Here is a 22,014-nt window from a genome sequence, read left to right on the forward strand (position 1 = left end):
CGCAGCACGATCTCAATTTATCGCACCGACAAGTCTCCTATTTCCTGAGTCTTATACAGACCTGTTTATTCCGGCGCGGCCATCGGTGCGGAGCCGTGGTAGGGCGTAGGTGAATTCATTGCCGAGGTCCGTGCTTAGCGCGTTCCATAACGGGCCGATGACCTGGCCGACAGACAGTGTTGTGTTATCCTGCCCTCTGCCGGCGCCGTGGTTCTGCACCGGCCACCGAGCGGGCTTAAACGTACCGCTGCGCGGGGAGGCCTGAATCGCGCCTGTCACCGGCCATTTTACAGCCGCGCCAGGAGCGCATTCACGAGCGCGGCCCCTGCCCCTTCGCGGCCTCTGTTCATCGTCTCCCGCGGATTGCCGGAAGCCGGCCGGGGCGTCGGAATGGGCGGGGTGTCGGGCAGAGCGAAGGGATCGGCGGCGCCTTGCGTCTGAAACTGCGGCATGAAGCTCCGGGCTCTGGTGAGCCGGTTGGCGACCTCCTCGTTCCCCGGCTCATCGTAGCCTTTAAAAGCCCAGGCTCTGTTCATCAGGCGTTGCGCTTCCTCGAGCGATTTGGCGGCGTTCAGTCTGGCGATCAGACGAGGATCCTCCTGCAGGAAGAATTCGGCCTGCGTCTGCGGGCTGATCTCACCTGGCTTTTCGCCCTTCTGGGCGGCAAAGTCATAGAGCGCTTGCAGGCGGGTGTTTCGCCACGACATGATGCCGCCTGATGTGCCCTGTTTTCCGCTCTGGCTCGGGTCGGACCAGGAGCCGTTGGCTCTCTCGGTCGAGAAGCTGCTTTCGGACTGGCCGGTCGAGGCAACCGCCGCCAGACCATAAGGGTTGGTCACCTTGATGATCGATCCATCCCGCTGCTTATAACCGTTCTTCACAGTGTCCATGAAGCCGTTGAAGACATCGGCGTCGGCGGCTTGCTGGCGATGATTGCCCATTGCAGCGCGCCGGTCGCGGTGGCCGGGTCTTGACGTGGGAACGGGCACCTTGCCGGGCGGAGCGAAGGGATCGCCGACAGCTTGGGTCGGCGCCGCTGCCGGCTGCTGGCGGCGCTCGTCCGTCGTCAGCTGCGAATCGAGATAATCCGGCCTCGGCGTGGGAACAGGCCCGTTGGCCGGTACGGTAGCGAAGGCGGCGGCCTCCTTGGGCTGTGCCGCGATTGCCGCTTCAATCATGCTGTCGGGATAAAGATCGCCCGATGGTCCCTGCTCCTGATTGATCAGGGCACGCATAAACTTCTTTGCCATTACCGGGTCGGTCAGGCGCAAATCGTCGTCAGGGCCGATGCCCATGGATCGCGCGATGTTGGCCGCCGCCGTAAAGTAGTTAGGCGTCCAACCGGCGTTTCCAGCGATGATCTGATTTGGCGTCAGCATGCCTTTTCGATACTTCCTCATGACCTGCCAGAAATTGTGCTCCATGCCTGCTTCCGGCGTGGCATAGACGACCTGCGGATCGCCCTGGTCAGTGTTCTCGGAAGGGCCGATGATACCTGGCCTGTGCTGGCCGACGTATTTGAGATTGGCGGGATTATTGTTGCGCATGCCGGCTGGCAGCTCGGTGCGACGAACGGGATCGGTTAGAATGGTTTGAAGCTCTGCCCGGTCATTTGCGGATCCGGCACCGCCACCGCCAGCAGACGGCGCCGCGGGCTGTTGGCGGCGCTCGTCGGTTGTCATCTCTGGGTCGCGATAGCCGGGTTTCGGCGAAGGAATGGGTTCACGCGGCAGAGCGATGGCATCGTCGCCGGGCTGATCGGCCGCCATCTGCGGCGCCGGGCGATAGTCGGTCGTGACCATTGGGTCGCGATAGGGTCTCGGCGTCGGAATGGGTCCGTTGTCGGGCAGCGGCGCGAAGAGACCGGCATCGGGCCGAGCAGGCGCCGCCGCGGGCTGCTGACGGCCATTGCTCGCCGCCGGAAGCGGGGCATAGAGGGGTCTATCACCGGGAACAGGCGGGTTGCCGGGCAGCGGTGCGAAATTGTCGTTGCCGGGTTCATCAGCCCCCATCTCCTGCTCTTGCCGGCGCATCGCCAGCCCTCCCATTAGGGCCTGGACAAGGCGCGCCGCGCCCTGCCACGGAGATTGCACCGGGCTCGCATCCATGCCCTGCTGCAGCATGGCATGGGCCAGCCGCTTGCGCTCGTCGCTGATCTCATTTTGCTTCTTGCTGGTATCGCCACCAAAGAGGAAACCCCTCATGCCACTGCCCTTTCGTAGTTGACACGGTCGAAGCCGTCTGCATGTTCGAAAACTGCGTCGGGGTGAATCTCGCGCACATCGTCTGACATCAGGCCGATCTGCATCGGACCGCCCTCTTTGTAGCGGAAGGCGTAGACCGGCAGGCCGTTGTCCAGCGTGCCGACGCGGCGGATGTCTTCCTTTAGCCGCCGGTCGGATTTCGCCCAGCCGCCGAGCAGCGAGCCGCCGAGGCCGAAGAGGCCGCCCATGGCGGCGTTCGATTGGGCGAGCTGCTGGTTGTAGAGGCCCATCTTCTGATTGAAGTTTTCGTTGATCAGGCCGGCCTGGTCGACCGTCGGCAGCTGGGTGGCCGGCGTGTTGACGTAGCTCGGCTGGTGCACCTGCGAGCCGGACATCAGCGCCGAGATCTCGTTCAGCGGCTGGTTGCGCTCGGTCAGGATCGAATTCTGCGCATTGGAATACATGTCGCCGAGATATTGGTCGGAGGCGGCCTGCTTGCGGGTGGAGAAATCGCGCATGGCGTTGTCGTAAGCCGCCGAGCCCATCGCGATGCCCTTGTCGGCGAGGCTCTGCTCGAGGCTCGCCTGGTCGCGGTTCCATTGGTCGTCGAAGCCGGAGCGCCAGTGATCGTTGACATATTTGTCGACATTGCCGGCGCTGAGGTCGACATTGGTGCCGAGGATGCCGGAGACCTTGGCGGTCTGGTCGTTGGCGAGCCTGGCAAGGCCGAGCTGCGTCTGCTGAGTCTGGTCGTAGATCGCCTGGTTCTCGGGCGAATAGGTCTGATAGGCGGAATAGGTCGGCAGCCTGTAGGTCTTGCCGTTCTGGTCGGTCATCGTCTGATAGCCGCTGACCCTGTATTCCAGCGAGCCGTCGGGCGTGTACTGGTTGGTGTGGCTGAGGCCCGCATTGGCGATGGCGGTGTCGACGTTGGTGGCCGTCTGCGCCGCGGCGGTCTGGGTCGGATCAGGCGCCTTGGGGGCCTTTGGCGTGGAGACCATGGGGAAAATCCTCCTTCATGATGGCGTAAAGCAGGCCGTCGCAATCGCCGAAATAGCCGCGCTGGCGGCCTTCCGGCTCAGCGCCCACTCTGGCGAGCAGCCTCTGGGCGCTGATGTTGTCGGCGCGGGTGCGGCAGGTGGCGCGGCGGCAGCCGAGCTGATTGAAGACATAGTCGAAGACGGCGCGCATCAGCGTCAGCGACAGCCGGTCGGCGGCGAGCGAGATCTCGATATCGTGCTCGGTCCAGACGTTGAAGACGAAGCCGGCGATGATCCGGCCGCGTTCGACATGGGCAAGCGTGGTGTAGGGCGGGTGGAAGGTGACACCGATCCTGGCGCCGACCCAGGCGGCGATCTCGGCACTGGGTTCGCAGACGATCAAATCGGCGCGCCCCTCTCGTAAAGCAGCGAGCCGCCGACGACAGCGGCTTCCGAGACCGAGCCTGACGAGCCCGAGATCAGCGCCCGGATGGTGGGCGCAAGCGCCGAACCGGCGCCGCCGGCGGAGGCGAATTTGCGCACCAGCGAAAGGCCAGGGAATTTCGAAACACCCCAGATTGCCGTTCCCCATTTCGCCGCTGCATTGTTCTCGACCGACGACAGAAGCGCTGTCGGCACTTTCGTCTGATAGTCGACCGAGATGCCGCCATACATCAGCGTGGACACGCCGATCTCGGCCGTCACCCCGATCAGCTTCGAAAGCTTGGTCGAGAGCCCGTCGCCGAAGCGGCTCCAGGCGCCGACCATCAGCGCGTCGATCGCCGCGCCATTGTCGTTTGCCCCGACTTCGGCCTCGTAAAGCGTGCCGTCGGCGGCGCCGAAGAACAGCCGGTCCTGCCAGCTCGCCCAGCAGGAAGCGGGCATGCCGACGAAGCGGCACCAGGCACCGGTCTCGGTGTTCATCACATATTGATAGGGGCCGAAGGAAGACGGCAGGTTGACGATCGCCATTTGCCGCGCCGGAAAGCTCGAAAGCTGCCATTCCTGCGAGGTCGTACCGGTCGCCGCGACGGTCGCGCGCCATGTCGGGCCGATCCTGGCGGTAATGGCGCCGAGGCTGGCGGCGCCGCGATCGAGCTGCACCGCCTTGGTGATCGGCACGATGCCATCGGTGGTCATGATCGCGAGATCGGCGCCGACCGACAGCAGGCACCGATCGGTGCCGAGTGGCCGGCCGAGCTTGAAGGTGCCGATCAGGCCCCAATTGGCAGCACTGGAAGGATCGGAGCCCTGGAAGACGATCACCTCGCCTTCTGAGGAGATCAGCACCAGGCATTGCTGCAGGCCCGTCGACACCGGGATCGTCCAGACGTTGATCGCAACAAGCGTGCCGCCATATTTCATGTTGCCGCCGACCGGCAGCGCCGTCGCCGCGCCGCTGACGGCGTCGGTGGCGAGATACCAGACATTGGTCGAGTTCTTTTCGATGAACCACAGGCGCGAGCGATAGGCGGTGACGGCGCAAAGCAGCGAGGCGTCCGATATGCCCGTGATCATCGTCGAGGCGACATAGGCCGTGGCGGCCACGCCCTTTTCCAGCTGAGCATTGGTCACCGTTCCGGTGACGGTGACGGTGAGCGTGCCGGCCGCCGGCGTAAAGGTGAGCGACACCCGGTTGCCGGCGCCGGTTCCGTTCAGCGTGCCGGCGAAAGCGCCGGAGAGGGTCACCGAGCCGGTGCCGAAGAAGCTCAGCGTATAGGCGGTGTTGCGCACGGCGACATTCTGGGTGGCGAGTGCCGCCGTGCCGACCAGGAAATTGTTGGTCCAGGAGGTGCCGTTGAAGATCAGCGGCGTGTCGAGGCCGTTGACGAGACGCAGGAATTCCTGGCCGGCCGGGTTGGTATATTGCTGCACCGACCAATGGGCGCTTGCGAGGCCGGAGACGACAGGCGCGCCGGCCGCACCGCCTGCCGTGACGTCGAAGATCTTGTCGCCGGCGGCGGCAAAGAGCCTGTTGCTCACGCCGGAATAGGGAATGACCGTCTGCACGTCGGCGCCAAGGCCGGTGGCGAAGGCGAGGAAGCCGTAGCGGGCGCGGACGCGGTTGGCCTCGGGAAAGAAATTGTCGAGCTGGAAGGCGGCGTCTTCGGGCATATCGGCCATCTCGACATCGGTTCGCCAGCCGCCGATCGGCGCGATCCAGTCTTTGCCTGGCGAAACGCGGCGGGTGCGGCCGTTCGGAGGGACAGGTCTGCGGGTCATGGCGTCACCGTGATCGTGCCGGGCCAATAATTCTCGAATGCCTGTCCCCTCGCCGGCAGCGAAAGGTCGACAGGGCCTGCGGCACGATCGGCGCCGATGGCGGCTTCCTTGGCTCGTTCGAAAGAGGCAAGCTCCTCGCCGTAATCGAGGCCCTTCGCCCGCTTCCAGCGCCAGATCAGCGAGAGTTCGAGCAGCTCTTCGGGAAAGAGCGCCGTGTCGGTGTCGTTAGCCCAGTTGGCGGCAGTGGCCGCGCCGCCGTTCACCGCCACCCAGAAGCCGGAGACATAGGCATATTCGATCGTCTCACCCGCAACATTCGGGTAGACGTCGAGCCTGCCCGCCGCCATGCGCCAGATCTGCGGCACCGGGTTGGCATTGAGGATGGTCTGGCGCTGCCAGGTCTGCGGCTCCACCGGGCCGTTCAGCGCTGAGAGGCGAGAGACGTTCCAGATCCGCGCATTGGCGGCGAAGCGATCCCAGTCGGAAGGGGGCTCGGCCGGCTCGGGGACGGTACCGGTCGCTTGGAATTGCCGCCGCACCATCAGCGCCGACCAGTCATGGGCCCGCATCAGGTCGCGGCCGGCGCGGGTGGAGAGGATGCGCAGCTGCATGATCTGCGGATCCGCCGACGACATGACGGCCGTCGGCGGATCGAGGTCGATCTCCGCGCAGACGTTCTGAATGATGGTCAGCAGCGACATGCGGGCGATCTCCGGTTGAGGTTTCGAATGCTGGTTCAGGCGGCGCGGCTGCGGCCCTTGCCCTCGCCTTCCCTGTCGAGCGCCTCGAAGCGCAAGGCCATTTCCTTCATCTGCTCCTGCAGCCGGCCGACCTCGCCCTTCAACCTTTCGTTTTCGGCGGCAAACGCGGAAGCGGCGCTGGAGTTCTCGGCCGTTGCAAGATAGGCGCGAGCAGCCGCGGTCAGCTCGTTGGCGCCCATGCCGACCTTCTGTTTGGCCGTGTCGGAGAGGGCGGCGAGCTGCTCGACGGTGTAGATGTTGATCGCCTCCAGCTCCTTGATCTGGCTCGGCTTCAGATAGGGCCATTGCGCAAGCGGTGTGCCGGTCAGCTGCTCGCGAGCGGCGGCGCCGTCCTTGAAGCGCTTATAGGCGTCGGCAAAACGCTGTTTGTCATTGTCGGTGACCTCGCGATAGACCTCGGTGTGCTTGTCGCCTGCGATGAAGATGCGGACGAATTCCTTGTCGGCAAAGATCGGCCGGCCCTCCTTCTCGGTCAGAAAGGTCTGCTCGACCGGCTCGAGGCTGAAGGAGGCATAAATTCCGGTGTTGCTGTCGGGCATGGTGCTTGCTCGCTGTTGATGGCGGGGAGATTTGGATGGACGGTGGGAGCGCCCCTCCTCGTCATCCACGGCCTTGTGCCGAGGATCTGCTGCAGATGCTCGGGACAAGCCCGAGCATGACGAAAGAGAGGTCGGAGCAGCAGTCTCAACAGGCGCCGAAGCGCCGATTGACTGACGTGGTTTAGTTCACCTTCGACAGGAACGGCCGCATCAGCGTCGCCTCCAGCACGCCGGTCGCCGTGATGGTGATGCCGGTGCCGTTGGCGGTGGCGTTGGCCGAGAGCGTGATGCTCTGGACGACGCCGTTCGGGCTGTAGGTGATGCCCGCAATCGTCGTGCCACCCGGAATTCCGGTGCCGGCAACGGCCGCGCCGATGAACGGACCGGACCCGGCATTGAGGCCGGAGAGATTCGTCAGCACGGGAGAACCGTTGACCGTCGTTGCCGCAAACGCCTGGTTGGCGGCAGCAAAGTTGACGTTGGCAATCGCTTTGGTGCCGACGGTCGCCGAGGCAGGCGCGCTTGCCTGGCCCGCCGTGGTGGTCGTTTCGGCAACGACGAGGGCCGCCGTTGCACTCGCCACCTGGGCCGGCGCCTGGCCGTTGCGCTGCAGCCAGACATAATAGGTGCCGGGCTGAAGCGTCACGGCGCCAACCGGCCCGCCCGTCAGCGTCGGCGGCTGGGCCGCACCGGAGAAAACGCCGCAGCGCTGGCCGACGACGGCGGCGGCCGTGGTCAGCAGCGCGGCGACATAGTCCCGGCTCCACTGAAACCATTGGCCGGGCTGCAGGGTCGTCTGAGAGGCCAGCACCAGCTGGCAATAGACCCATTCGGATTCACGGTCGCCGCCGGCGATCGCGCCGAGGGCGAAGTTCGGTCCCGGAATGCCGGAGCCGGCGACGATCGGGCCTTCGACGACGAACGGGTTCGCGCCAAGACGATCGGTCTGAGAAGTTGCGATGGTCATGGATGTTGATCCTTTCGTTCGATCAGGCGAACAGCACGCCCTGCAGGAAGGCGTTGTTCATGGTGAGGTTGCCGGCAAAGCCCATCAGCTGCACGAAGGCATCCTGGTTGGTGTTCATGCGTTCATCACCGATCAGCGCCATGTCGCGGTCGCGGTGCGGCCGGTAGAACAGGTATTTGGTGTTGAGGAAGAACATCTGGTTGAGAGGCGCACCGCCGCCGAAGCCGCCGTCGAAGATCACGTCGGCGCCCATATATTGCAGCGACTGGAAGCCGGCCATGCCCTTGTCGGCCGAGGTGATGCGCTGGATCGCCTGCAGCGATTCCCAGTAGAGGCGGAAGAAGTTGTTGTCGGCAACGACGAGATCGGGCGCGTCGGAGCCGCGCACGCAGGACATGTAGAGCCGGTTCATGTAGCTCTGGATGTTGGCATTGGTGGCGGCCGCACCACCATCGGCGGAGGCGGAGAATTTCTGGTTGCGCCAGAAACCCCAGGTGGCGCGCGAGATGCCGCCGACCGTGCCGGAGGTCGGCGAGGTCGAGATCAGGAGCTGCAGGCCGCCGATCTGCCGACCGCCATCGGCCGTGCCGTCGGAATAGCAGTCGAGCGCGATATTGTTCTTCAGCGTCGTCTCGGCATTCTCGATGCGCTGCTCGAGCAGATCGAGGATCGCATCCTCGCCGGAGTTCTGCAGCTGTTCGAGGCCGGACATGGAGACGGCAACCGCGGCCTGCTTCAGGTCGTATTCGGCGGCGGTGATGACGTCGGAGGGCTGGACGTTGAGGATGTCGTAGCCGGAATAGCGCTTGAAGGTGCTGTTTTCCTGATACTGCAGCTCCTGGACGATGGTGCGACCGCCGGAGACGGGCTTCTTGCGGCCGCGGCTGTTGAGACGGGTGAGAAGACCGTTGTTCTTGGTCACGTCGTCGGCGACCGTGCCGCTGCGGTTGCGCAGCGTCGTGGTGACGATTTCAGAGAGGTTGGGCGAAATGGGCATTGATCATTCCTTTGATCAGACTTGACCGCGCGCGGAACGCATGGCGTCGCGAAGCGAGTCTCGGATTGACGTGGGCTGGCCTCTTGCCGCATCGCGGGTCGGGCCCGGAGCGGAAGATCCAGAGATGGATCGCGAGGCCCGGCGGGCTTGATCTGCCGCTGCGGCCCTCTGGGCTTGCTGCTGGTGGACGAAAGCCGGCGCAGTCTGGCTGATCAACTGCTGGCGGATGTCCGGACGCATCCAGCATGCGGCGTCGTAGGCGTCCTGAAGTGTCGATGCTCGCCCCGATTTGATGAGGGCGACCATGTCGTCGAGAACGTCTTCGGCATGGGCATTTGCCGGATCGGAAAGAAAGGCATCGACCTGAGTTTCGGTATCCCTCTTCCTCAAAACATGTTCGACCGTGGCCTCGACATTGATCGGCCCGGTCTGGCCCTGCTCATGGCGTTGCATCGCCTCCCCTGCCCGGCCGTTGACCAGGGCGTGAAGATTGACGCCGGCCACCTTGGCGACGTGAAGCACGGTGTTGACGGGATCGCGGATCAGCGCGTTTTCCCACTCGATCGCCCGGCGCATAACATCGGCATGGGTCATGCCGGCCTGGCGCACGATCGGGGTGAACTCCTCGAGCCCCTTGTAATCCTGGAGGACGCGGAAGCCGCGATCGACCTCCTGCTCGCGTTTGGCGATCGCCGCCTGCACTTCGCCGGGCAGGCTTGAAAACTGCGCTTTGGCCTCCGCCGACCAGCCGGGCGGCACCCGGTTACCGGGGACGGCGGACTGCTGGCGACTGTCAATCTCGCCTGTCTGCTGTGGGCCACGAGCCCCCGGGGCCGCCTGCCCTGTCCGGGCAGCAGCGGCCTGCTCCTGCCCCTTGGGCAGGAAGCGGCCATTTTCGCCGTCGCGCGGCTGGCCCGGCAGATCGCCCGGCCCGCCTTCGACAGTGTCGATCGCCGCCTTCAGGCTGTCGCGGACGCTGACCGGCTTTTCCGAGCCAAAATCTTCGCTGCCGTTGCCGGCCTCGTTCAGGTCTTCCATATCCATCTTGGGATTTCCTATTTCGGGGATTGATGCCCGTTCAGGTTCAGGCGTTGTATTCGGCGTAGACCCGCCGCAATTCGTTGCGGATCGCCTTTCGGTCCGTCTTCGGCTTTTCGATCGGCTGCGGCTTCTCATTGCCGATCTCGACGACGCCGGCCGCCTGATAGGCGGAGCGCAGCTTGGCTTTCGAAGTGTAATGCCGGCCGTCATGCATCGACTGGATCTCGATGTTGTCGCTGACGAAATGCGGCGCGGGCAGGTCCGACCGCGCGAGGTTTTTCACCGGCATGCAATTGTGCGGCCAGGCGTCGAGCGCGTGCCAGCCGCCGCAGACGCGGCAATAACGTTCTCTCATGCTGTTGCTCCCGGGCTTATTGATAGCTCGCGCGCATCTGGTCGATCGCCTGCGCCGCCGCCTCGCCGCGCGCCTGTTCCAGCATGGCGCGATGCTCGATCTCGGCTTGCGCCACGCCAAGGTCGGCTTTCCGCTGTTCGGCACCGGCCTTCACCTCAGCCGTCTTCAGCTTGAGCATCTCGGCGGGCGAAGGCTGCGGCTGCGGTTCCGGTTTCGGCGCGGTCGCAGCCTGGGAAAGCTGGGCGCCCACCTGCTCCAGCGTGCTTTCCAGCTGACGGCCGGCCCGGAAGCCGCGGGCGGCAAAGAGCAGCGTCTCGACCATGACGGGGACGAGCATCGGGTTCTGCTGCGCCATCGCGCCCGCCTGCTGGATGAAGCCGCCGACCATCTGGACGAATTCCATGCGCCGCTGCTTTTCGGCGTCCTCGTCGGGCTCGATCGTCGAATCCGTCTCGATGTCGATCTGGAAGCCGCGAATGCTGTCGTTGCGCAAGAGCTGCACCACCTCGTCGATCGTCGGCTGGCCCATCATCCGTTGCAGCTGCGGCGACAGTTCCGGCGGCGTCATTGCGGGGGGCGCCTGCGCCGGCTGGCCCATCTGCTGCGCCCGCATGGCCGCCTGCCCGGCCGCCATCTGCATCTGCTGCAGCTGCCTCTGCACCTGCTGTTTCTCCGCCATGCTCGGCAGCTTGATGCCGCTGACCAGCATCAGCGTTTCCGGCTGGAACTGGTCGCAGATGATTTCGCCGGCAAGGCGGATAATGTCGCGGGCAAAGCGGGCGAGCTCGGCCTGGCGGTCGCGAATGCGGATCGAGCCCCACTGGCTCTTGATGCGCTGCGCCGTCGCCGTCTCCGAGGCTTGGGTGTCGCCGCGCACGATGTCCGATATGCCGGTGATCTGGTAGACGTCCTCGATCAGCTGCTTGCGCGCCGCCATGCAGGCGACGATCACCTTCTGCACCTCGTCGATCGGCAGCGTCACGACAGCTTTCGAGCCGCCCTTGTCGGTGAAGGCAGCCCATTCCGGGATCGGCACCATCACCATGTCGTTGTCGGGCCGCATCGCCTTCTCGATCGCCGGCGAGATGGCGCCGTCGCCGGAGGGATAGAAGACTTTCAGCCGCAGCTGATCGGTCAGCTTGTTGATGCGCCGGGTCAGAAGATCGATTTCATCGCATTGCTGCTGATAATAAACATAGTCGGGAACCGGGATCAGCGAGCTCGTCGACATCGTGCCATAGGCCGGGCGCGGGCAAGGCCAGAAATGCGTCAGCTCCAGCGGCGGCTCGGAAACTTCGAGCGCGACGGGCGAACCGTCAGCGATCCAGATGGTATAGTTCTCGCTCTTGCACCAGATCTCCCAGACATGGGTCCTGCCTTCGTTTTCGGCGCGCTCGGCCTGGCTTTCGCCCTTGCGGGCACCGGCAGCCTGGGCCGCGCCTGACGCCATCGCCTCACGGCCGAAGCGCTTTTCCATCTCCTCGCCGCTCATCGGCACGCGCCGCGCCACCCAGGTGACATCCTTCCAGCGGCGGGCCGGCGAATGCAGGAAATCCGACCAGTGGACATAGTCGATGCAGACGCGCTCGTCGGCAATCGTTTCGAGGGCTGCGCCCAATCCGCCGGGCAAGCCGTTTTCCGCCGCCGGGTCCGAGGGCGCCACACCCATGTCCAGCGGCTCGAAATCGGCCTCATAGCGCAGCCACACCGTGCCGCGGGCGCAGAGCAGGAAATCGTCGCGCACCGCCCGCATGATCGAATCGAGATCGGCCTCGTCGCCTGTATAGGCGAGATTGCGTTCGACGATTTCCGAAGCGATGCGGGCGACGGGTTCGGCATCCTTGAAGCGGCGCTCGACGACCGGCTGCGGCACGCGGGCATAGACGGCCGGCTGCAGCACCGCGGTATTGGCCCAGAGCATCGGGAAGCGGCGCTTGGCGGCGCTCGTCTGGTCCGCCTGCTGGTCGAGATAGATCTTCTCGATCTTGACGCAGCGGTCGTGCCAGGACTTGAAATAGCGCTGGGCGCGTTCGAGCTCCTGCTGCCAATGGGCGCCGACCTTTGCCGGATCCCAGTGCTGCCCGCCTTCCAAAACCGTCGTCTCGTCTTCCATCAAACACGCTCGCTCTGTCCCGGAGTGGAATCGGCAAATTCGTTGAATGTCATGGTCTGGAATGTCGGCAGCGGCTTACGCTCGGGCTTCAGCGGTTCGGGCGCCAGGCCAGTGAAGATGATCGCCAGGCCGCCGAAAGCGTCGGCGCCGTGCGAAGCCCAGTTGTGCAGTGGCACGTCGCGGAAGACGCCGAGATCTTCGTCCCAGTCCTTGCGGTAGTTGCGCAGGCATTTGATGCCTTGGGCGCAGCCGGCCTGGTCGAATTCGACTTTTGCCAGGATGCGCCGGGTGCCGTTGATGCGGTCGTGGACATAGGCGCGCTCGACCTTGCGCACCGTGCCGAGGCCGCGCGCCCTGACCTCTTTCAGCATGATCTCGATGCGGGTCATGCCGCCGCGCGTCCATTCCCTGACCTTGATGTCATGCGGCATGTTGTGGACGCCGTAAACATAGTCCTGTTCGGCGGCGCGCCGCTCCAGCTCGTCGAGCATGCCGTCCATGCCGGTGCCGGTATGCTCGAAATAGCCGATCATCCTGACGCGGCCGGGCAGTACCTGGAACAGCCAAACGCTGTTGGTGTCGTCCATGCCGATGTCGGAGATGGTGTGGACGGGATAACCTTCCACATGCGGGAAGACACCGATACGCTCCTCGGCGTCGGCGATCGCCATCTGGTCGGCATAATAGGCGCCTTCGACGCTCGCCTCGAAAGCTTCATCAGGCGTCGAGGGATATTCGCGCTTCATATCGCCGAGCTGGATCTCGGCCTTCTTGACGTACCAGGCCTTCTGCCCCGCCGTCAGCGTGATCCCCTGCTCGGCAAGCTGACGAAAATATTTGACGAAAACGTCGCTGATGATGACACCCTCAGGGGCGATCGAATATTGCGGTTCCTTCCACCATGGAAAGAAGTGGAACTTGAAGTCGAGCTCGGTCAGCTCAAGCGCCTGGCGCTGCTTGACCTGGGCATCCTCGCAGAGTGAATAGAAATGCCCCTCCTGACCTTCCGCCGTGCTTTCGACGAAGACCATCTGGCCGGCCTGCACCGTGTTCAGGGCGCCGGTCCTGACTTCCCGCGCCTTGTCGGGATATTTGGCGCAGAGCTTTCCATATTCGGAAATATGCAGATATTGCAGCGTGCCCGAGCGCAGCGACGTGCCGACGCGGATGCTCGAATTATTGGAGAGCAGCAGTTCGCTCTGGTTGGTCCTGACGACAGGTACGGCGTTGCGGATGCCTTCGGGCAGATTGTCATAGGGATATTTGATCTTGTCCCGAAAGATCGTCTGCACGTCGCCGAGCGTATGGGCGATGGTGCCGGCCCTGATATCCCGGTTGAAGACGCAGGCGTCGAGCATGAAGATCTGGATGAAGGTGGTCAGCCCCAGCTGGCGGGCCTTCAGGAGCACGTTGAGATAATGCATCTCCTCGAAAAGGCTCGTCTGCATCATGTTCATTTCGAACCTGACGCGGCGGCCCGCCTTGTCGGTGATCCAGTAGAGATTGTTCAGCCGCCAGCGCCAGTCGGAAAACTGGTCAACCGCCGCCTGGAAGTCCGCGCGTCCTGCCATTGACCGCCTCCAGCAATTGCGAGACCTCGCTCGTTGCGCCCTGTTCAGGCTCCATCTTGGCGCCGTATTTCTTCGGTCTGAGCTTCTCGGCCACCCACTGACGGGTGGCGATGCGCAGCTGCGAACGCCGGATCGCCTCGCCGTTCTCCTGCCAGCCGGTGATCTCGCCGGCCGCATTCTTCTTTTCGATCCAGTCGTCGCTGCTGTTGTCGGCGATTTCGACCATCTCGTCGACAAAGCTGTCGGCCATGATCTCGCGGGCCAGCGCATAGCGCGCCCGGAACGCCGCCTTGTCCTCGTCCGCCAGCCAGGAGAGCACCGTCGATTTCGCCGGCATGTCCTCGTCCCGGCAGATGGAGCGCAGGCTTTCCCGGTCGGCGATGCGCGCGCAGATTTTCTCCGCCAGCGCCTGGCTGAACTTGCTCGGTCTGCCCATCGATCCGTGTCTGACGCTCAGAACAAGGCGATAATGTTGGAGGCCGTGGTCCCGGTCAGCGCCACGATCGCCGCATGAACCGGCAGGATCGTCCCGGCCGGCACGCTCTTGAAGACGACCGGATCCACATCCCGCCGCGGCGCAATCGCCACATCACCGGCCGTGCCGATATAAAGCGCCCGGGCGCCGACAATCGCGGTATCGTTCGGCGTCACCACCGCGGCCCGCGAGGCCGGAGCAATCGAGGGATCCATTGTAAGTCTCCTTATGAGAGGTGGATGTCCTGCCAACACGGCCGCGTCGGGCGCTGCTACGCTCGATATGGCCAAGCGCGCTCCCCCACCCTCCGTCTCCCAGGACTTGACCTGAGATCCATGCCCGCCGCTGGTGGAGCCCAGCCGTGGATACCAGGGTCAAGCCCGATCCTCCGGTCAAGCCCGAGGAGGACGGAGCAAGGAGTGAGCGCTGTGCCAAGCTGCGTGGTCGATGACGCCGGCCGGAAAGCCCTGCCGAATGACGCACGCCATCGAAGCGTCGCCGGCCTTCACCGCCGGCATCACCTCTGAATTCAAATCTCGCAGCTTGGATTTACGGTAGGATTAAATGATCCGCTGGGGGGTGATCAAGGACTTTGTAGCGCAGAAATTGCCTTCGACGCCGGCTCGGAATTGGCGGAGAAAAATTGGTCAAACGTTGGGCCGAACGTCCCTCCACCCTCCGTCATCCCAGGGCTTGACCAGGCCTGACCCTGGGATCCATGGCCGCGACTGGTGGAGACCAGCGTGGATCCTCGGGTCAAGCCCGAGGAGGACGGAGCAAGAGGTGAGCGCTGTGCAAAACCCACGGTGATATTCGATGCCGCTGGCCGGAAAGCCCTGGCGAATGACACATGCAATCGAAGCGTCGCCGGCCTTCACCGTCGGATCACCTTTGCATTCAAATCCCGCAGCTTGGATTTGCGGTAGGACTAAACGATCCGCCGGGGGGTGATCAAGGACTTTCAAGCGTAGAAATTCACTTCGACGCCGGTTCCGAATTCGTCAAGCGTTTGGCGAAAACGTCCCTCCACCCTCCGTAGGTGGTGCAGGCCACTTTCGAAAATCACGCCTCCCCCACCAATTGATAGCAGCAGACCGCCCCCGCTTTGCCAAGCGTCAGCTTCGGCGTACAAATAGCAGCCTGTCGATCACCCGATGGAGGCGTCGGTGAAAACTGCAGGACTTCTTCTTTGCCTCGTCACTTTTCTCGGCGTTCCCTTCTGTGCGGCCCCGGCCGATGCCGAGGAAGTGGTGTGGTTCGAAAGCGCGCCGGTGAAGCTCAGCCCGTTTCGCATCCGCAAGGCCCTCGAACAGGGAGAAATTCTCTCCCAATCGCCGGGCACGCCGCTGCTCGGCTATTTGTCCCGCCCTGACGGCGACGGCCCCTTCCCGGCGGTGGTCCTTCTGCATGGTTGCGATCACCTGCGTTTGAGCGTCAAGGAGCTTTGGCCGAAACGGCTGGTCAAATGGGGCTATGTCGTGCTTGTCGTCGACAGCTTCACCACCCGCAAGCTCGACGATGACTGTCGAATCGCTCTTCCCGAGCAGGTCTTCGATGCCTATGGCGCTCTGGATTTCTTGTCGAAATCGAGCTCCGTCGATATCAGCCGCGTCGCCTTGATGGGCTTTTCGACGGGCGCCACCGCGACGCTCGACGCAACAAAAACCGAGGGAAACGAGCAGCTTATGGAGCACAAGTTCAAGACGGCAGTCGCCTATTATCCCGCCTGCGACGCAAATCGGGGCGCTCCGTCAGCACCGACCTTGATCCTGATTGGCGAACGGGACAATTGGAGCCGGGCCGACCGATGCCAGAAGAGCCTTGCCCGCCTTGGCGACGATGGCCCATCCGTTGAGCTCAACGTCTACAAAGGCGCTTATCACGATTTCGACGCCCCGGAGTTCACAATGGGCAAGAGGGTGCTGGGTCATATCGAAAAATACGACCCCGACGCCGCGGCGAAGTCCATGCGCAGCGTCTACGCCTTTCTTCGCAAGTACCTCTCCGAGTAGAGGTTGACTGGCGATCTGCCTCTGCTCATCCGCTAGCCCGAGTTTGGCGCCAACGCACACCCCCAATCTCTGTCATTCCAGGCCTTGAGCCTGGAATCCACGGCCGCCGCCGGTCGATGTCCGCGTGGTGGATTCTCGGGTCAAGCCCGAGGAGGACGGAGCGTGGGTTGAGTTCCATGGGAAATCCGGCGACGTCTCCGGAATGAGGACAGGGCGCCTCCCGATCGTTCCAGCAAACATGCGCCAGCTGTCTGCCGGCCGGGCGCCCCTCCACATCGCTGCCTAAATGTCGCTCGGCCGCCCTGACGTCGCCTGGCTCGCCGAGGACATGAACGCCTCCTCGGCGCTCGGCACTTTCCCCTCCGGCGTCAGATCGTCGACGGCCTTGGGAAGATCGCGGCTCAACCGGCCGAGGATCTCCTGATGCGAGAGGCCGGTATTCCTGGCGATCTCGTCCAGGACATCCGGGCCGAGGGCTGTGGCAAGTTCGCCGTCATTGATGTCGGCATTCTGCCCGCGGCGCACCCAGGATTCCATCTTGTCGCCCTGGCCGTTCTGCTGAAAGGTTTTCAGGAGGTCGCCGAGGCCGCCGCTGACGATGCTGCCGGAGGTCAAGCCGCCGAGAAGACCACCGAGACCCGCGGAGCCGGCCAGTCCGCCGAGGATGCCGCCGAGGCCGCCTGATGGCTGGCCTCCGGCGCCGGCCTGCTGCGGGTTCTGGAAGCCCCGCAGGAGCTCCCGGATCTTGTCCCTGTTCTGGTAACCGGCAACGGCAAGAACGGCGAGAAGCGCCTTCATTTGACCGCTCATCATGATGAAATCCTCCTGTGGTGCTCCGTGGGTTCACGCCAGCCGGAGCGCTGAATGGGCGCAATGTTCACTATCGTGGAAAGCTCCCGCCGGCGGGCGCAAGGCCCCGTGCCGGCGGCATTCACGACTGTCTCAAGGCCGGCTCAGAGTTCCGGGCAGCCGCGCTGGTTGGCGAAGATCATCCGGTCCGGCCCGCGGCGCGTCATCCCCTCGACGACGATGCTGCGAGACGAGATGCGGACGATGTGGGCCCGGCGCAGGCCTTCGCTGCGGGCGATGTCAAGCGCATCGTCGGGATCGCAGCGGCGCGGGCCCCGACGGTCGTAGCGGTCGTAATCGCGATTCCGGTCATAGACGCCGACGCCGCCGGGACCGATGCGCAGTTCCATATCCTGGGCGGCGGCAATCGTCGGTGCGATCGTCAGGCCGGTCATCGAGGCCAAGCCAATCAACACGAACTGAAGAGACTTATGCATGGATTCCTCCCATGGCCTTTATTGCTTATCGCCATACCAACATCGCCGTCGGGATTTTGTTCCGTAAGGTTGGAGGAGCGGGCCCAGGGGAGAAGCAAGAGCCTGCACGGCAGCGCGGAGCCGCTCATCGTGATCAGGCTTGATGCTCCAGCCAGGCGACAGCGAAGCTGCAGATTGAAGCCGCATCGACCAGCACCGATGGCGCGTCTCCAACCAGGCCCTGCGCGCCCTGCCCGCCGGCAAGAAAGGCACTGACGATCCCGGCGAAGTAATCGCTTTCGAAGCCGGCCACGACGGGATCGCCGGTGTCGAATTCCTCGAGCATGCGCCACACCACGCCGGCCGGCGTGGCAAAGGGCACCTCATAGCGGCGCAGGCGCTTGTTCGGGATCTCAGCCAGGTGCTCGGCATGGTGGAGAAGTGTCATCGTGTCGAGCGGGGCTCCGGCCATGAGGACCTTGCCGCCGGCCGCCACGAGTTTGGCGAGCGGCGAGCCCTCGCCATAGCCGTAATCGAGCGGATGATCGGCAGTGAGCCAGTCGGCCCTGGCGCCGATCGCCGCGACCGAGGCGCCGGGATTGCCGCTGCGCCGCGCCCCTGGCGTCGTTCGAAGGAATTCCGGGAATATGCCGTTATCGCGGATCGCCCGGGAGGTCGTGGGGTCGAAAGGCGCGATATGGTCGCGCCATTCGAAAGGAACGCGGCCGTTCTCGTCGAGCAGTTCGTCATAGGCGCCGTTCCAGTCCGTATAGGCGGCGATGGTGCCCGACGGGCCGACGACATCGCTCAGCGCATCGATGAACATGTCGGTGCCGTTCAGCAATCGCCCCAGCCTGCTCATGGCGGCATGAACCATCACCATGTCGCCGGCGTGAAGTCCGAGCTTCTCCAGATCCTGGCTGAGCGAGAGACGGGTGTGAAAGTGCGGAGCGGTCATCGGCCAACGATCATCAGGACGTGGCCCGGTGTCAATGCTCCCGGGCGGACTTCAGGACACCCTTGCTCGCGACGCCCTGCTGCCGCTCACGCGCCTCCTGCCTCCGCGCCGCGGTGAAAGCGCGGAACTCCAACCGTAGCCGGGACGATCGCAATCGGTCGCTGCTGGCTATTTTCGAGAGGAAGCAGCATCTCTTCCGCCAGACTGTCGCAGCCATGCAGATCCACAACGAGGACTCCATTTCGTGAACCACCGCTTTCAACGACATGAAGCTGATGGTCATCGATGACGGTCCGTGGAGCCTTCCTGGGGCCGACCGGTATGGATCCTCTACCGCCGATCGGTTCCGCCGAGGCCATCCTTGCGATCTATGAAAGCTTCGGCTTCATCCACCACGCGTTCCTTGATGGCATCATGAGCATCGGACGCAACGTCCACGGCCTTGTGATAGACTTCCGACGCTACCTCTTTGCCTTGCGCGACGACGTCCTGGGCCTGATGGCTGAGGCTATCTCTCGTGCTATCTGCGGCTTCGCCGACCAACTCATCCTCGGTATCGGTATGGGGCAGCGCCGCGCCGATCGCTGCACCGACCGCGAAAGCCAGGGCACCGCCGACGAGCGGCTGGTCGCGGAAATGGGTGAGGATCGCCTCGTTGAGTTTGCTCGTTTGCTCTTGAAGACTGGTCGCCGCCGAAGAGGACCGGCTCGACAGCGAGCTCGCCGCGTCAGACGCACGGGCGCTGAGGTCGCTCGCGGCGCTTTTCGCCTGCTCCCATTTCTCCGCCGCCCAGCCGGTTGCCGCGTCGAGCATTGCACCAGTCTCGTCGGTTATCTGATTGATCTGTTTTCCGCTAGCGTCGGCGAAGCCGCGATAGGTCTTGCCCGCCTCGTCCATGAAATGGCCGGCACGACCTCCTGTTTCGTCTGTCAACGCTTTCAACCTCTTGCCGGATTCATCGGCAAAATGGCTGTAACGGGCTCCGTTTTCCATTGCCGGCGGACCAATCCGGCGAACCCGTCCAGTCGCCGGGTAAAGCGGGTATTCAGGATCCTTGCTCCAGGTCGCCGTGTCGCCTGATGAAGGACTGCCTTTTGCCATGAGCCAGGCGAGGCTCACGCCCATCAGCGCGACCGGCAAAGGGTTCGCCTTGAGGGCGTGGCCAAGATTGCTGACATACTCTGCGCCGCCGCTTCCCTTGGCATATGCGATGACCTCATCGATGAGCTGGCCCGGCGACATCCGTTCCTGAATCGCGTCAATCCGATCTCCTATGCGGCGGCGGTCTTGGTCGATCTCCCACTGAAGCTCGGCCGATGATTTTTCCGTTGAATTTTCCATCAGATTTTGTCCTTCACAACATCAACGTCGCGGCGAAGCGAAGTCGCAGTACGATCCAGTTTCATGTTGTTGGCGCGAAGCGCGGCGAGGCCCCGGGAGACCAAGCCCCAAGCGATCCCGGCAATGATGATGCCGACGATTAGAGAGGCGAGCGCACCTGCAGTGGTTTGGGTAAAACCCTGTGTCACGAGGAAGGCCGCGAGACCGCCGACAAGCGCACTCAGCAGGACGCCGACTGCCCCGATCGCCAGGACCAATCCGAATAGGAGAATTTCCACGCCGCTGAGCGCCCGCGAAAGTTTTTCCGAAGCTTCCGTCTTGGCAAGATCGATTTCCTTGCGGAGCAGGCCGGTGACATCACCCACGAGGCCACTGACGAGCTCGGAAAGGGGTGTGTTCTCTGAAGATTTAGCCATTGTTCCCGCCTCCGGTCGTTGCGGTGCCGGGGCGCAGGCCAATCGATGGCTCACGCGGCGCGGCAACTGTTTGCCTTTTCGCGGAGGCTGTCAGGAAGCGGCTTGCCGCCAGGCCTGCAAGTGCGGCGATCCCGAGAAAGGCGAGCGGTTGCTTGCGCCCGAAATCCTCGGTCATGGTGGCGATTTCGCCGATGTCCTTGCCTTCCATCCGCCGAGCGACAGTCTGCACGCTCCGCCCGATTTGCCTGGCGTATCGCCCGACCTCGGCCTGACCGGAGCTTTCCATTTCGGCGCCGGCTTTCTCAAGTGCCGTTGCAACGCCGCGGACCTGGCGAGCAGCGAAGCTGGTGCGTTCGGAAATGACGTCCTTGGCTTTCTCGACGGCCGTGTCGGCGCCTTCCTTGATCGCTTCCTTGGCGGTGGAAATGTCTTCGCTCACCTTCGCTTCCAGATCGGAAACGGACGTGCGCATTCCCGGCGAAGAACCAAAAGCTGGGGATGAGGACGGTGTCTGCGCCGTTGCGCTTCTTCCTGCCGGATCTGTGAAATCGTTTTGCATGTCTAACCTCCCATGTCGTGGCGGCGACTGCCGCAGCCCCGAACCACGGGTGCCCCGCTTTGTTCCGCGAATGCCAAACGTTCCGCTTCGGCATGGCTCAGATCTGCGACTGCAATGAAGCCGCGCCGTCCTCGGCTCCTTCTTGATCTTTGGCAGGCGTGACAATGGACGCTGCGACGTAACGCTCCTCCCTGTCGCCATCGTTGAAGTAGTAGACGGCGAGCAGGGATCCCTCCCCGCGTTTTACCATTCTGGGATAACCGAGATCAGCCGTGCCGCCGTCGCTGCGGATGACCTTCTCGGCGCCCCATGTCTCGCCGTCATCGAAACTCATGCGCATCCGGATACCAAATGGCGGATCACGATAGCCGTAGACGAGCAGCAGCATGCCTTCGATGCGTCCGAGCGCTGGCGGGTTGCCATTGCTGCCGGTGTCGCCGACAATGCAGCCTTTCCGTGTCCAGGTCTTCCCTTCGTCGTCGGAGGTGAAGGCTTCTATCCAACCCTTGCCACCGCCCCTCCCCATGCAGCGCGTCAAGGTCAGTATGGCGCCACCGGAAAGTGCCGCGGATGCCGGCATGATCGAATAGCCCTCAGGTTCCGGGCCGACAAATCCTTGCAGGACGAAGCTGCGCCCGCCGTCCGCAGTGCGCGCGCAGAACACCCTGCCTTCCGAACCGTCCTCTTTGGAGGTGCTGAGCATGAAGAGCGCATGTTCCCTGCCAAGAGGCACGATATCGGTGCGCGCCGAGATCGGAAGGTGCAAACCGGTGAAACGATACGGACCCTGCCATGTCAGGCATCGATCCCGGCTGACATAGAACCAGCTGACCGCGTCGCCCTCTACATCGGTTCTGGCGCACATGACGATCGTCTCGGGATCGAGAAAGTCTATGGGTTCATCCAGACGGCCGAGGTCATCACCAACCGACAGATGCGGACGGATCTTGAGATCGGCGTTCAGGTGCTCATCGGCCGAAAGCGAGAGCCCACCGGGCACCCGGCCGCAGAACGGCTCGTCCATCCATGTCAGTCCGCCGTCCAGGCTGCGTGCCTGCCAGGGGACGAATGGATAATCACGGTCCAGTTCGTGCAATTCCCCCTTCGCTCCGAGTTTGCCGCGCGCGAAGACGACAACGATTTCCTCACCCCAGGACCAGAAACCATAATTTGCCGGCCAGGCTGCGAACTCGCCCTGTCTCCTGTAGATTTCAATATGGCGGAATTGCATGTCCAT

General features: G+C 63.6%; 22 protein-coding genes. 1 reads left to right on the forward strand and 21 read right to left on the reverse strand.

The window, feature by feature from the left end; all coding sequences use genetic code 11:
• Positions 1-287: 287 nt before the first annotated feature.
• The 14 genes from J7U39_RS14085 to J7U39_RS14150 form a co-directional block, all read right to left on the reverse strand.
• Positions 288-2,204, reverse strand: a complete 1,917-nt coding sequence (locus J7U39_RS14085) for a phage tail tip lysozyme (protein ID WP_210628741.1) — start codon at positions 2,202-2,204, stop codon at positions 288-290.
• Entirely contained in the window at positions 2,201-3,205 is a 1,005-nt protein-coding gene (locus J7U39_RS14090) for a tail fiber domain-containing protein (RefSeq protein WP_210628742.1), read from the reverse strand. Before J7U39_RS14090 ends, J7U39_RS14085 begins: the two co-directional genes overlap by 4 nt.
• Entirely contained in the window at positions 3,171-3,587 is a 417-nt protein-coding gene (locus tag J7U39_RS14095; protein WP_210628743.1) for a GNAT family protein, read from the reverse strand. The genes J7U39_RS14090 and J7U39_RS14095 overlap by 35 nt, the downstream gene beginning before the upstream one ends.
• Complete coding sequence (locus J7U39_RS14100; RefSeq protein ID WP_210628744.1) at positions 3,584-5,407, reverse strand: hypothetical protein; 1,824 nt, start codon at positions 5,405-5,407, stop codon at positions 3,584-3,586. Before J7U39_RS14100 ends, J7U39_RS14095 begins: the two co-directional genes overlap by 4 nt.
• On the reverse strand, positions 5,404-6,108 hold the full coding sequence (locus tag J7U39_RS14105) for a hypothetical protein (RefSeq protein WP_210628745.1): 705 nt from the start codon (positions 6,106-6,108) through the stop codon (positions 5,404-5,406). The genes J7U39_RS14100 and J7U39_RS14105 overlap by 4 nt, the downstream gene beginning before the upstream one ends.
• Before the next feature lie 35 nt (positions 6,109-6,143).
• Positions 6,144-6,707 carry a hypothetical protein gene (locus J7U39_RS14110; RefSeq protein ID WP_210628746.1) on the reverse strand — a complete coding sequence of 188 codons (564 nt, stop codon included), beginning with the start codon at positions 6,705-6,707 and terminating at the stop codon, positions 6,144-6,146.
• Positions 6,708-6,888: 181 nt separating this feature from the next.
• On the reverse strand, positions 6,889-7,674 hold the full coding sequence (locus J7U39_RS14115) for a hypothetical protein (RefSeq protein ID WP_210628747.1): 786 nt from the start codon (positions 7,672-7,674) through the stop codon (positions 6,889-6,891).
• Between the two features lie 22 nt (positions 7,675-7,696).
• Entirely contained in the window at positions 7,697-8,671 is a 975-nt protein-coding gene (locus J7U39_RS14120; RefSeq protein WP_210628748.1) for a phage major capsid protein, read from the reverse strand.
• A gap of 15 nt (positions 8,672-8,686) precedes the next feature.
• A complete protein-coding gene (locus J7U39_RS14125) occupies positions 8,687-9,715 on the reverse strand; it encodes a hypothetical protein (RefSeq protein WP_210628749.1) in 1,029 nt (342 codons plus the stop codon).
• 40 nt (positions 9,716-9,755) lie between these two features.
• Positions 9,756-10,067 (reverse strand): hypothetical protein, encoded by a 312-nt coding sequence (locus J7U39_RS14130; RefSeq protein WP_210628750.1) that lies wholly within the window; start codon positions 10,065-10,067, stop codon positions 9,756-9,758.
• A 16-nt stretch (positions 10,068-10,083) separates the two neighbouring features.
• Positions 10,084-12,180 carry a hypothetical protein gene (locus J7U39_RS14135; RefSeq protein WP_210628751.1) on the reverse strand — a complete coding sequence of 699 codons (2,097 nt, stop codon included), beginning with the start codon at positions 12,178-12,180 and terminating at the stop codon, positions 10,084-10,086.
• Positions 12,180-13,751: a terminase gene (locus J7U39_RS14140; protein WP_210628752.1), complete on the reverse strand. Its 1,572-nt coding sequence runs from the start codon at positions 13,749-13,751 to the stop codon at positions 12,180-12,182. Before J7U39_RS14140 ends, J7U39_RS14135 begins: the two co-directional genes overlap by 1 nt.
• Positions 13,717-14,187, reverse strand: a complete 471-nt coding sequence (locus J7U39_RS14145) for a terminase small subunit protein (protein WP_210628753.1) — start codon at positions 14,185-14,187, stop codon at positions 13,717-13,719. The genes J7U39_RS14140 and J7U39_RS14145 overlap by 35 nt, the downstream gene beginning before the upstream one ends.
• Positions 14,188-14,204: 17 nt before the next feature.
• Positions 14,205-14,441 (reverse strand): hypothetical protein, encoded by a 237-nt coding sequence (locus J7U39_RS14150; RefSeq protein WP_210628754.1) that lies wholly within the window; start codon positions 14,439-14,441, stop codon positions 14,205-14,207.
• Between the two features lie 939 nt (positions 14,442-15,380).
• Between J7U39_RS14150 and J7U39_RS14155 the strand changes: the two genes are divergently transcribed.
• A complete protein-coding gene (locus J7U39_RS14155; RefSeq protein ID WP_210628755.1) occupies positions 15,381-16,238 on the forward strand; it encodes a dienelactone hydrolase family protein in 858 nt (285 codons plus the stop codon).
• Positions 16,239-16,520: 282 nt separating this feature from the next.
• Here the strand turns inward: J7U39_RS14155 and J7U39_RS14160 are convergent, their stop codons facing one another.
• The 7 genes from J7U39_RS14160 to J7U39_RS14190 form a co-directional block, all read right to left on the reverse strand.
• Positions 16,521-17,051, reverse strand: coding sequence for a YidB family protein (locus J7U39_RS14160; protein ID WP_210628756.1), 531 nt, complete (start codon positions 17,049-17,051; stop codon positions 16,521-16,523).
• A 140-nt stretch (positions 17,052-17,191) separates the two neighbouring features.
• Positions 17,192-17,524: a hypothetical protein gene (locus J7U39_RS14165; RefSeq protein WP_210628757.1), complete on the reverse strand. Its 333-nt coding sequence runs from the start codon at positions 17,522-17,524 to the stop codon at positions 17,192-17,194.
• A 133-nt stretch (positions 17,525-17,657) separates the two neighbouring features.
• Positions 17,658-18,461, reverse strand: coding sequence for an aminoglycoside 3-N-acetyltransferase (aac(3), locus tag J7U39_RS14170; RefSeq protein WP_210628758.1), 804 nt, complete (start codon positions 18,459-18,461; stop codon positions 17,658-17,660).
• A 330-nt stretch (positions 18,462-18,791) separates the two neighbouring features.
• Positions 18,792-19,802: a YtxH domain-containing protein gene (locus tag J7U39_RS14175; RefSeq protein ID WP_210628759.1), complete on the reverse strand. Its 1,011-nt coding sequence runs from the start codon at positions 19,800-19,802 to the stop codon at positions 18,792-18,794.
• Positions 19,802-20,218, reverse strand: coding sequence for a phage holin family protein (locus J7U39_RS14180; protein ID WP_210628760.1), 417 nt, complete (start codon positions 20,216-20,218; stop codon positions 19,802-19,804). Before J7U39_RS14180 ends, J7U39_RS14175 begins: the two co-directional genes overlap by 1 nt.
• Positions 20,211-20,777: a nutrient deprivation-induced protein gene (locus J7U39_RS14185; RefSeq protein ID WP_210628761.1), complete on the reverse strand. Its 567-nt coding sequence runs from the start codon at positions 20,775-20,777 to the stop codon at positions 20,211-20,213. The genes J7U39_RS14180 and J7U39_RS14185 overlap by 8 nt, the downstream gene beginning before the upstream one ends.
• Before the next feature lie 97 nt (positions 20,778-20,874).
• Positions 20,875-22,014, reverse strand: coding sequence for a sialidase family protein (locus J7U39_RS14190; protein WP_210628762.1), 1,140 nt, complete (start codon positions 22,012-22,014; stop codon positions 20,875-20,877).

Source organism: Rhizobium sp. NLR16a (genome assembly GCF_017948245.1).
GTDB lineage: Bacteria > Pseudomonadota > Alphaproteobacteria > Rhizobiales > Rhizobiaceae > Rhizobium.

Coding starts and splice junctions, on each gene's coding strand:
- J7U39_RS14185 (WP_210628761.1), bottom strand. CDS start 20,777: ATGCAAAACGATTTCACAGATCCGGCAGGAAGAAGCGCAACGGCGCAG.
- J7U39_RS14155 (WP_210628755.1), top strand. CDS start 15,381: ATGGAGGCGTCGGTGAAAACTGCAGGACTTCTTCTTTGCCTCGTCACT.
- J7U39_RS14115 (WP_210628747.1), bottom strand. CDS start 7,674: ATGACCATCGCAACTTCTCAGACCGATCGTCTTGGCGCGAACCCGTTC.
- J7U39_RS14150 (WP_210628754.1), bottom strand. CDS start 14,441: ATGGATCCCTCGATTGCTCCGGCCTCGCGGGCCGCGGTGGTGACGCCG.
- J7U39_RS14090 (WP_210628742.1), bottom strand. CDS start 3,205: ATGGTCTCCACGCCAAAGGCCCCCAAGGCGCCTGATCCGACCCAGACC.
- J7U39_RS14110 (WP_210628746.1), bottom strand. CDS start 6,707: ATGCCCGACAGCAACACCGGAATTTATGCCTCCTTCAGCCTCGAGCCG.
- J7U39_RS14125 (WP_210628749.1), bottom strand. CDS start 9,715: ATGGATATGGAAGACCTGAACGAGGCCGGCAACGGCAGCGAAGATTTT.
- J7U39_RS14120 (WP_210628748.1), bottom strand. CDS start 8,671: ATGCCCATTTCGCCCAACCTCTCTGAAATCGTCACCACGACGCTGCGC.
- J7U39_RS14145 (WP_210628753.1), bottom strand. CDS start 14,187: ATGGGCAGACCGAGCAAGTTCAGCCAGGCGCTGGCGGAGAAAATCTGC.
- J7U39_RS14175 (WP_210628759.1), bottom strand. CDS start 19,802: ATGGAAAATTCAACGGAAAAATCATCGGCCGAGCTTCAGTGGGAGATC.
- J7U39_RS14135 (WP_210628751.1), bottom strand. CDS start 12,180: ATGGAAGACGAGACGACGGTTTTGGAAGGCGGGCAGCACTGGGATCCG.
- J7U39_RS14190 (WP_210628762.1), bottom strand. CDS start 22,014: ATGGACATGCAATTCCGCCATATTGAAATCTACAGGAGACAGGGCGAG.
- J7U39_RS14085 (WP_210628741.1), bottom strand. CDS start 2,204: ATGAGGGGTTTCCTCTTTGGTGGCGATACCAGCAAGAAGCAAAATGAG.
- J7U39_RS14165 (WP_210628757.1), bottom strand. CDS start 17,524: ATGCATAAGTCTCTTCAGTTCGTGTTGATTGGCTTGGCCTCGATGACC.
- J7U39_RS14160 (WP_210628756.1), bottom strand. CDS start 17,051: ATGATGAGCGGTCAAATGAAGGCGCTTCTCGCCGTTCTTGCCGTTGCC.
- J7U39_RS14180 (WP_210628760.1), bottom strand. CDS start 20,218: ATGGCTAAATCTTCAGAGAACACACCCCTTTCCGAGCTCGTCAGTGGC.
- J7U39_RS14100 (WP_210628744.1), bottom strand. CDS start 5,407: ATGACCCGCAGACCTGTCCCTCCGAACGGCCGCACCCGCCGCGTTTCG.
- J7U39_RS14140 (WP_210628752.1), bottom strand. CDS start 13,751: ATGGCAGGACGCGCGGACTTCCAGGCGGCGGTTGACCAGTTTTCCGAC.
- J7U39_RS14105 (WP_210628745.1), bottom strand. CDS start 6,108: ATGTCGCTGCTGACCATCATTCAGAACGTCTGCGCGGAGATCGACCTC.
- J7U39_RS14130 (WP_210628750.1), bottom strand. CDS start 10,067: ATGAGAGAACGTTATTGCCGCGTCTGCGGCGGCTGGCACGCGCTCGAC.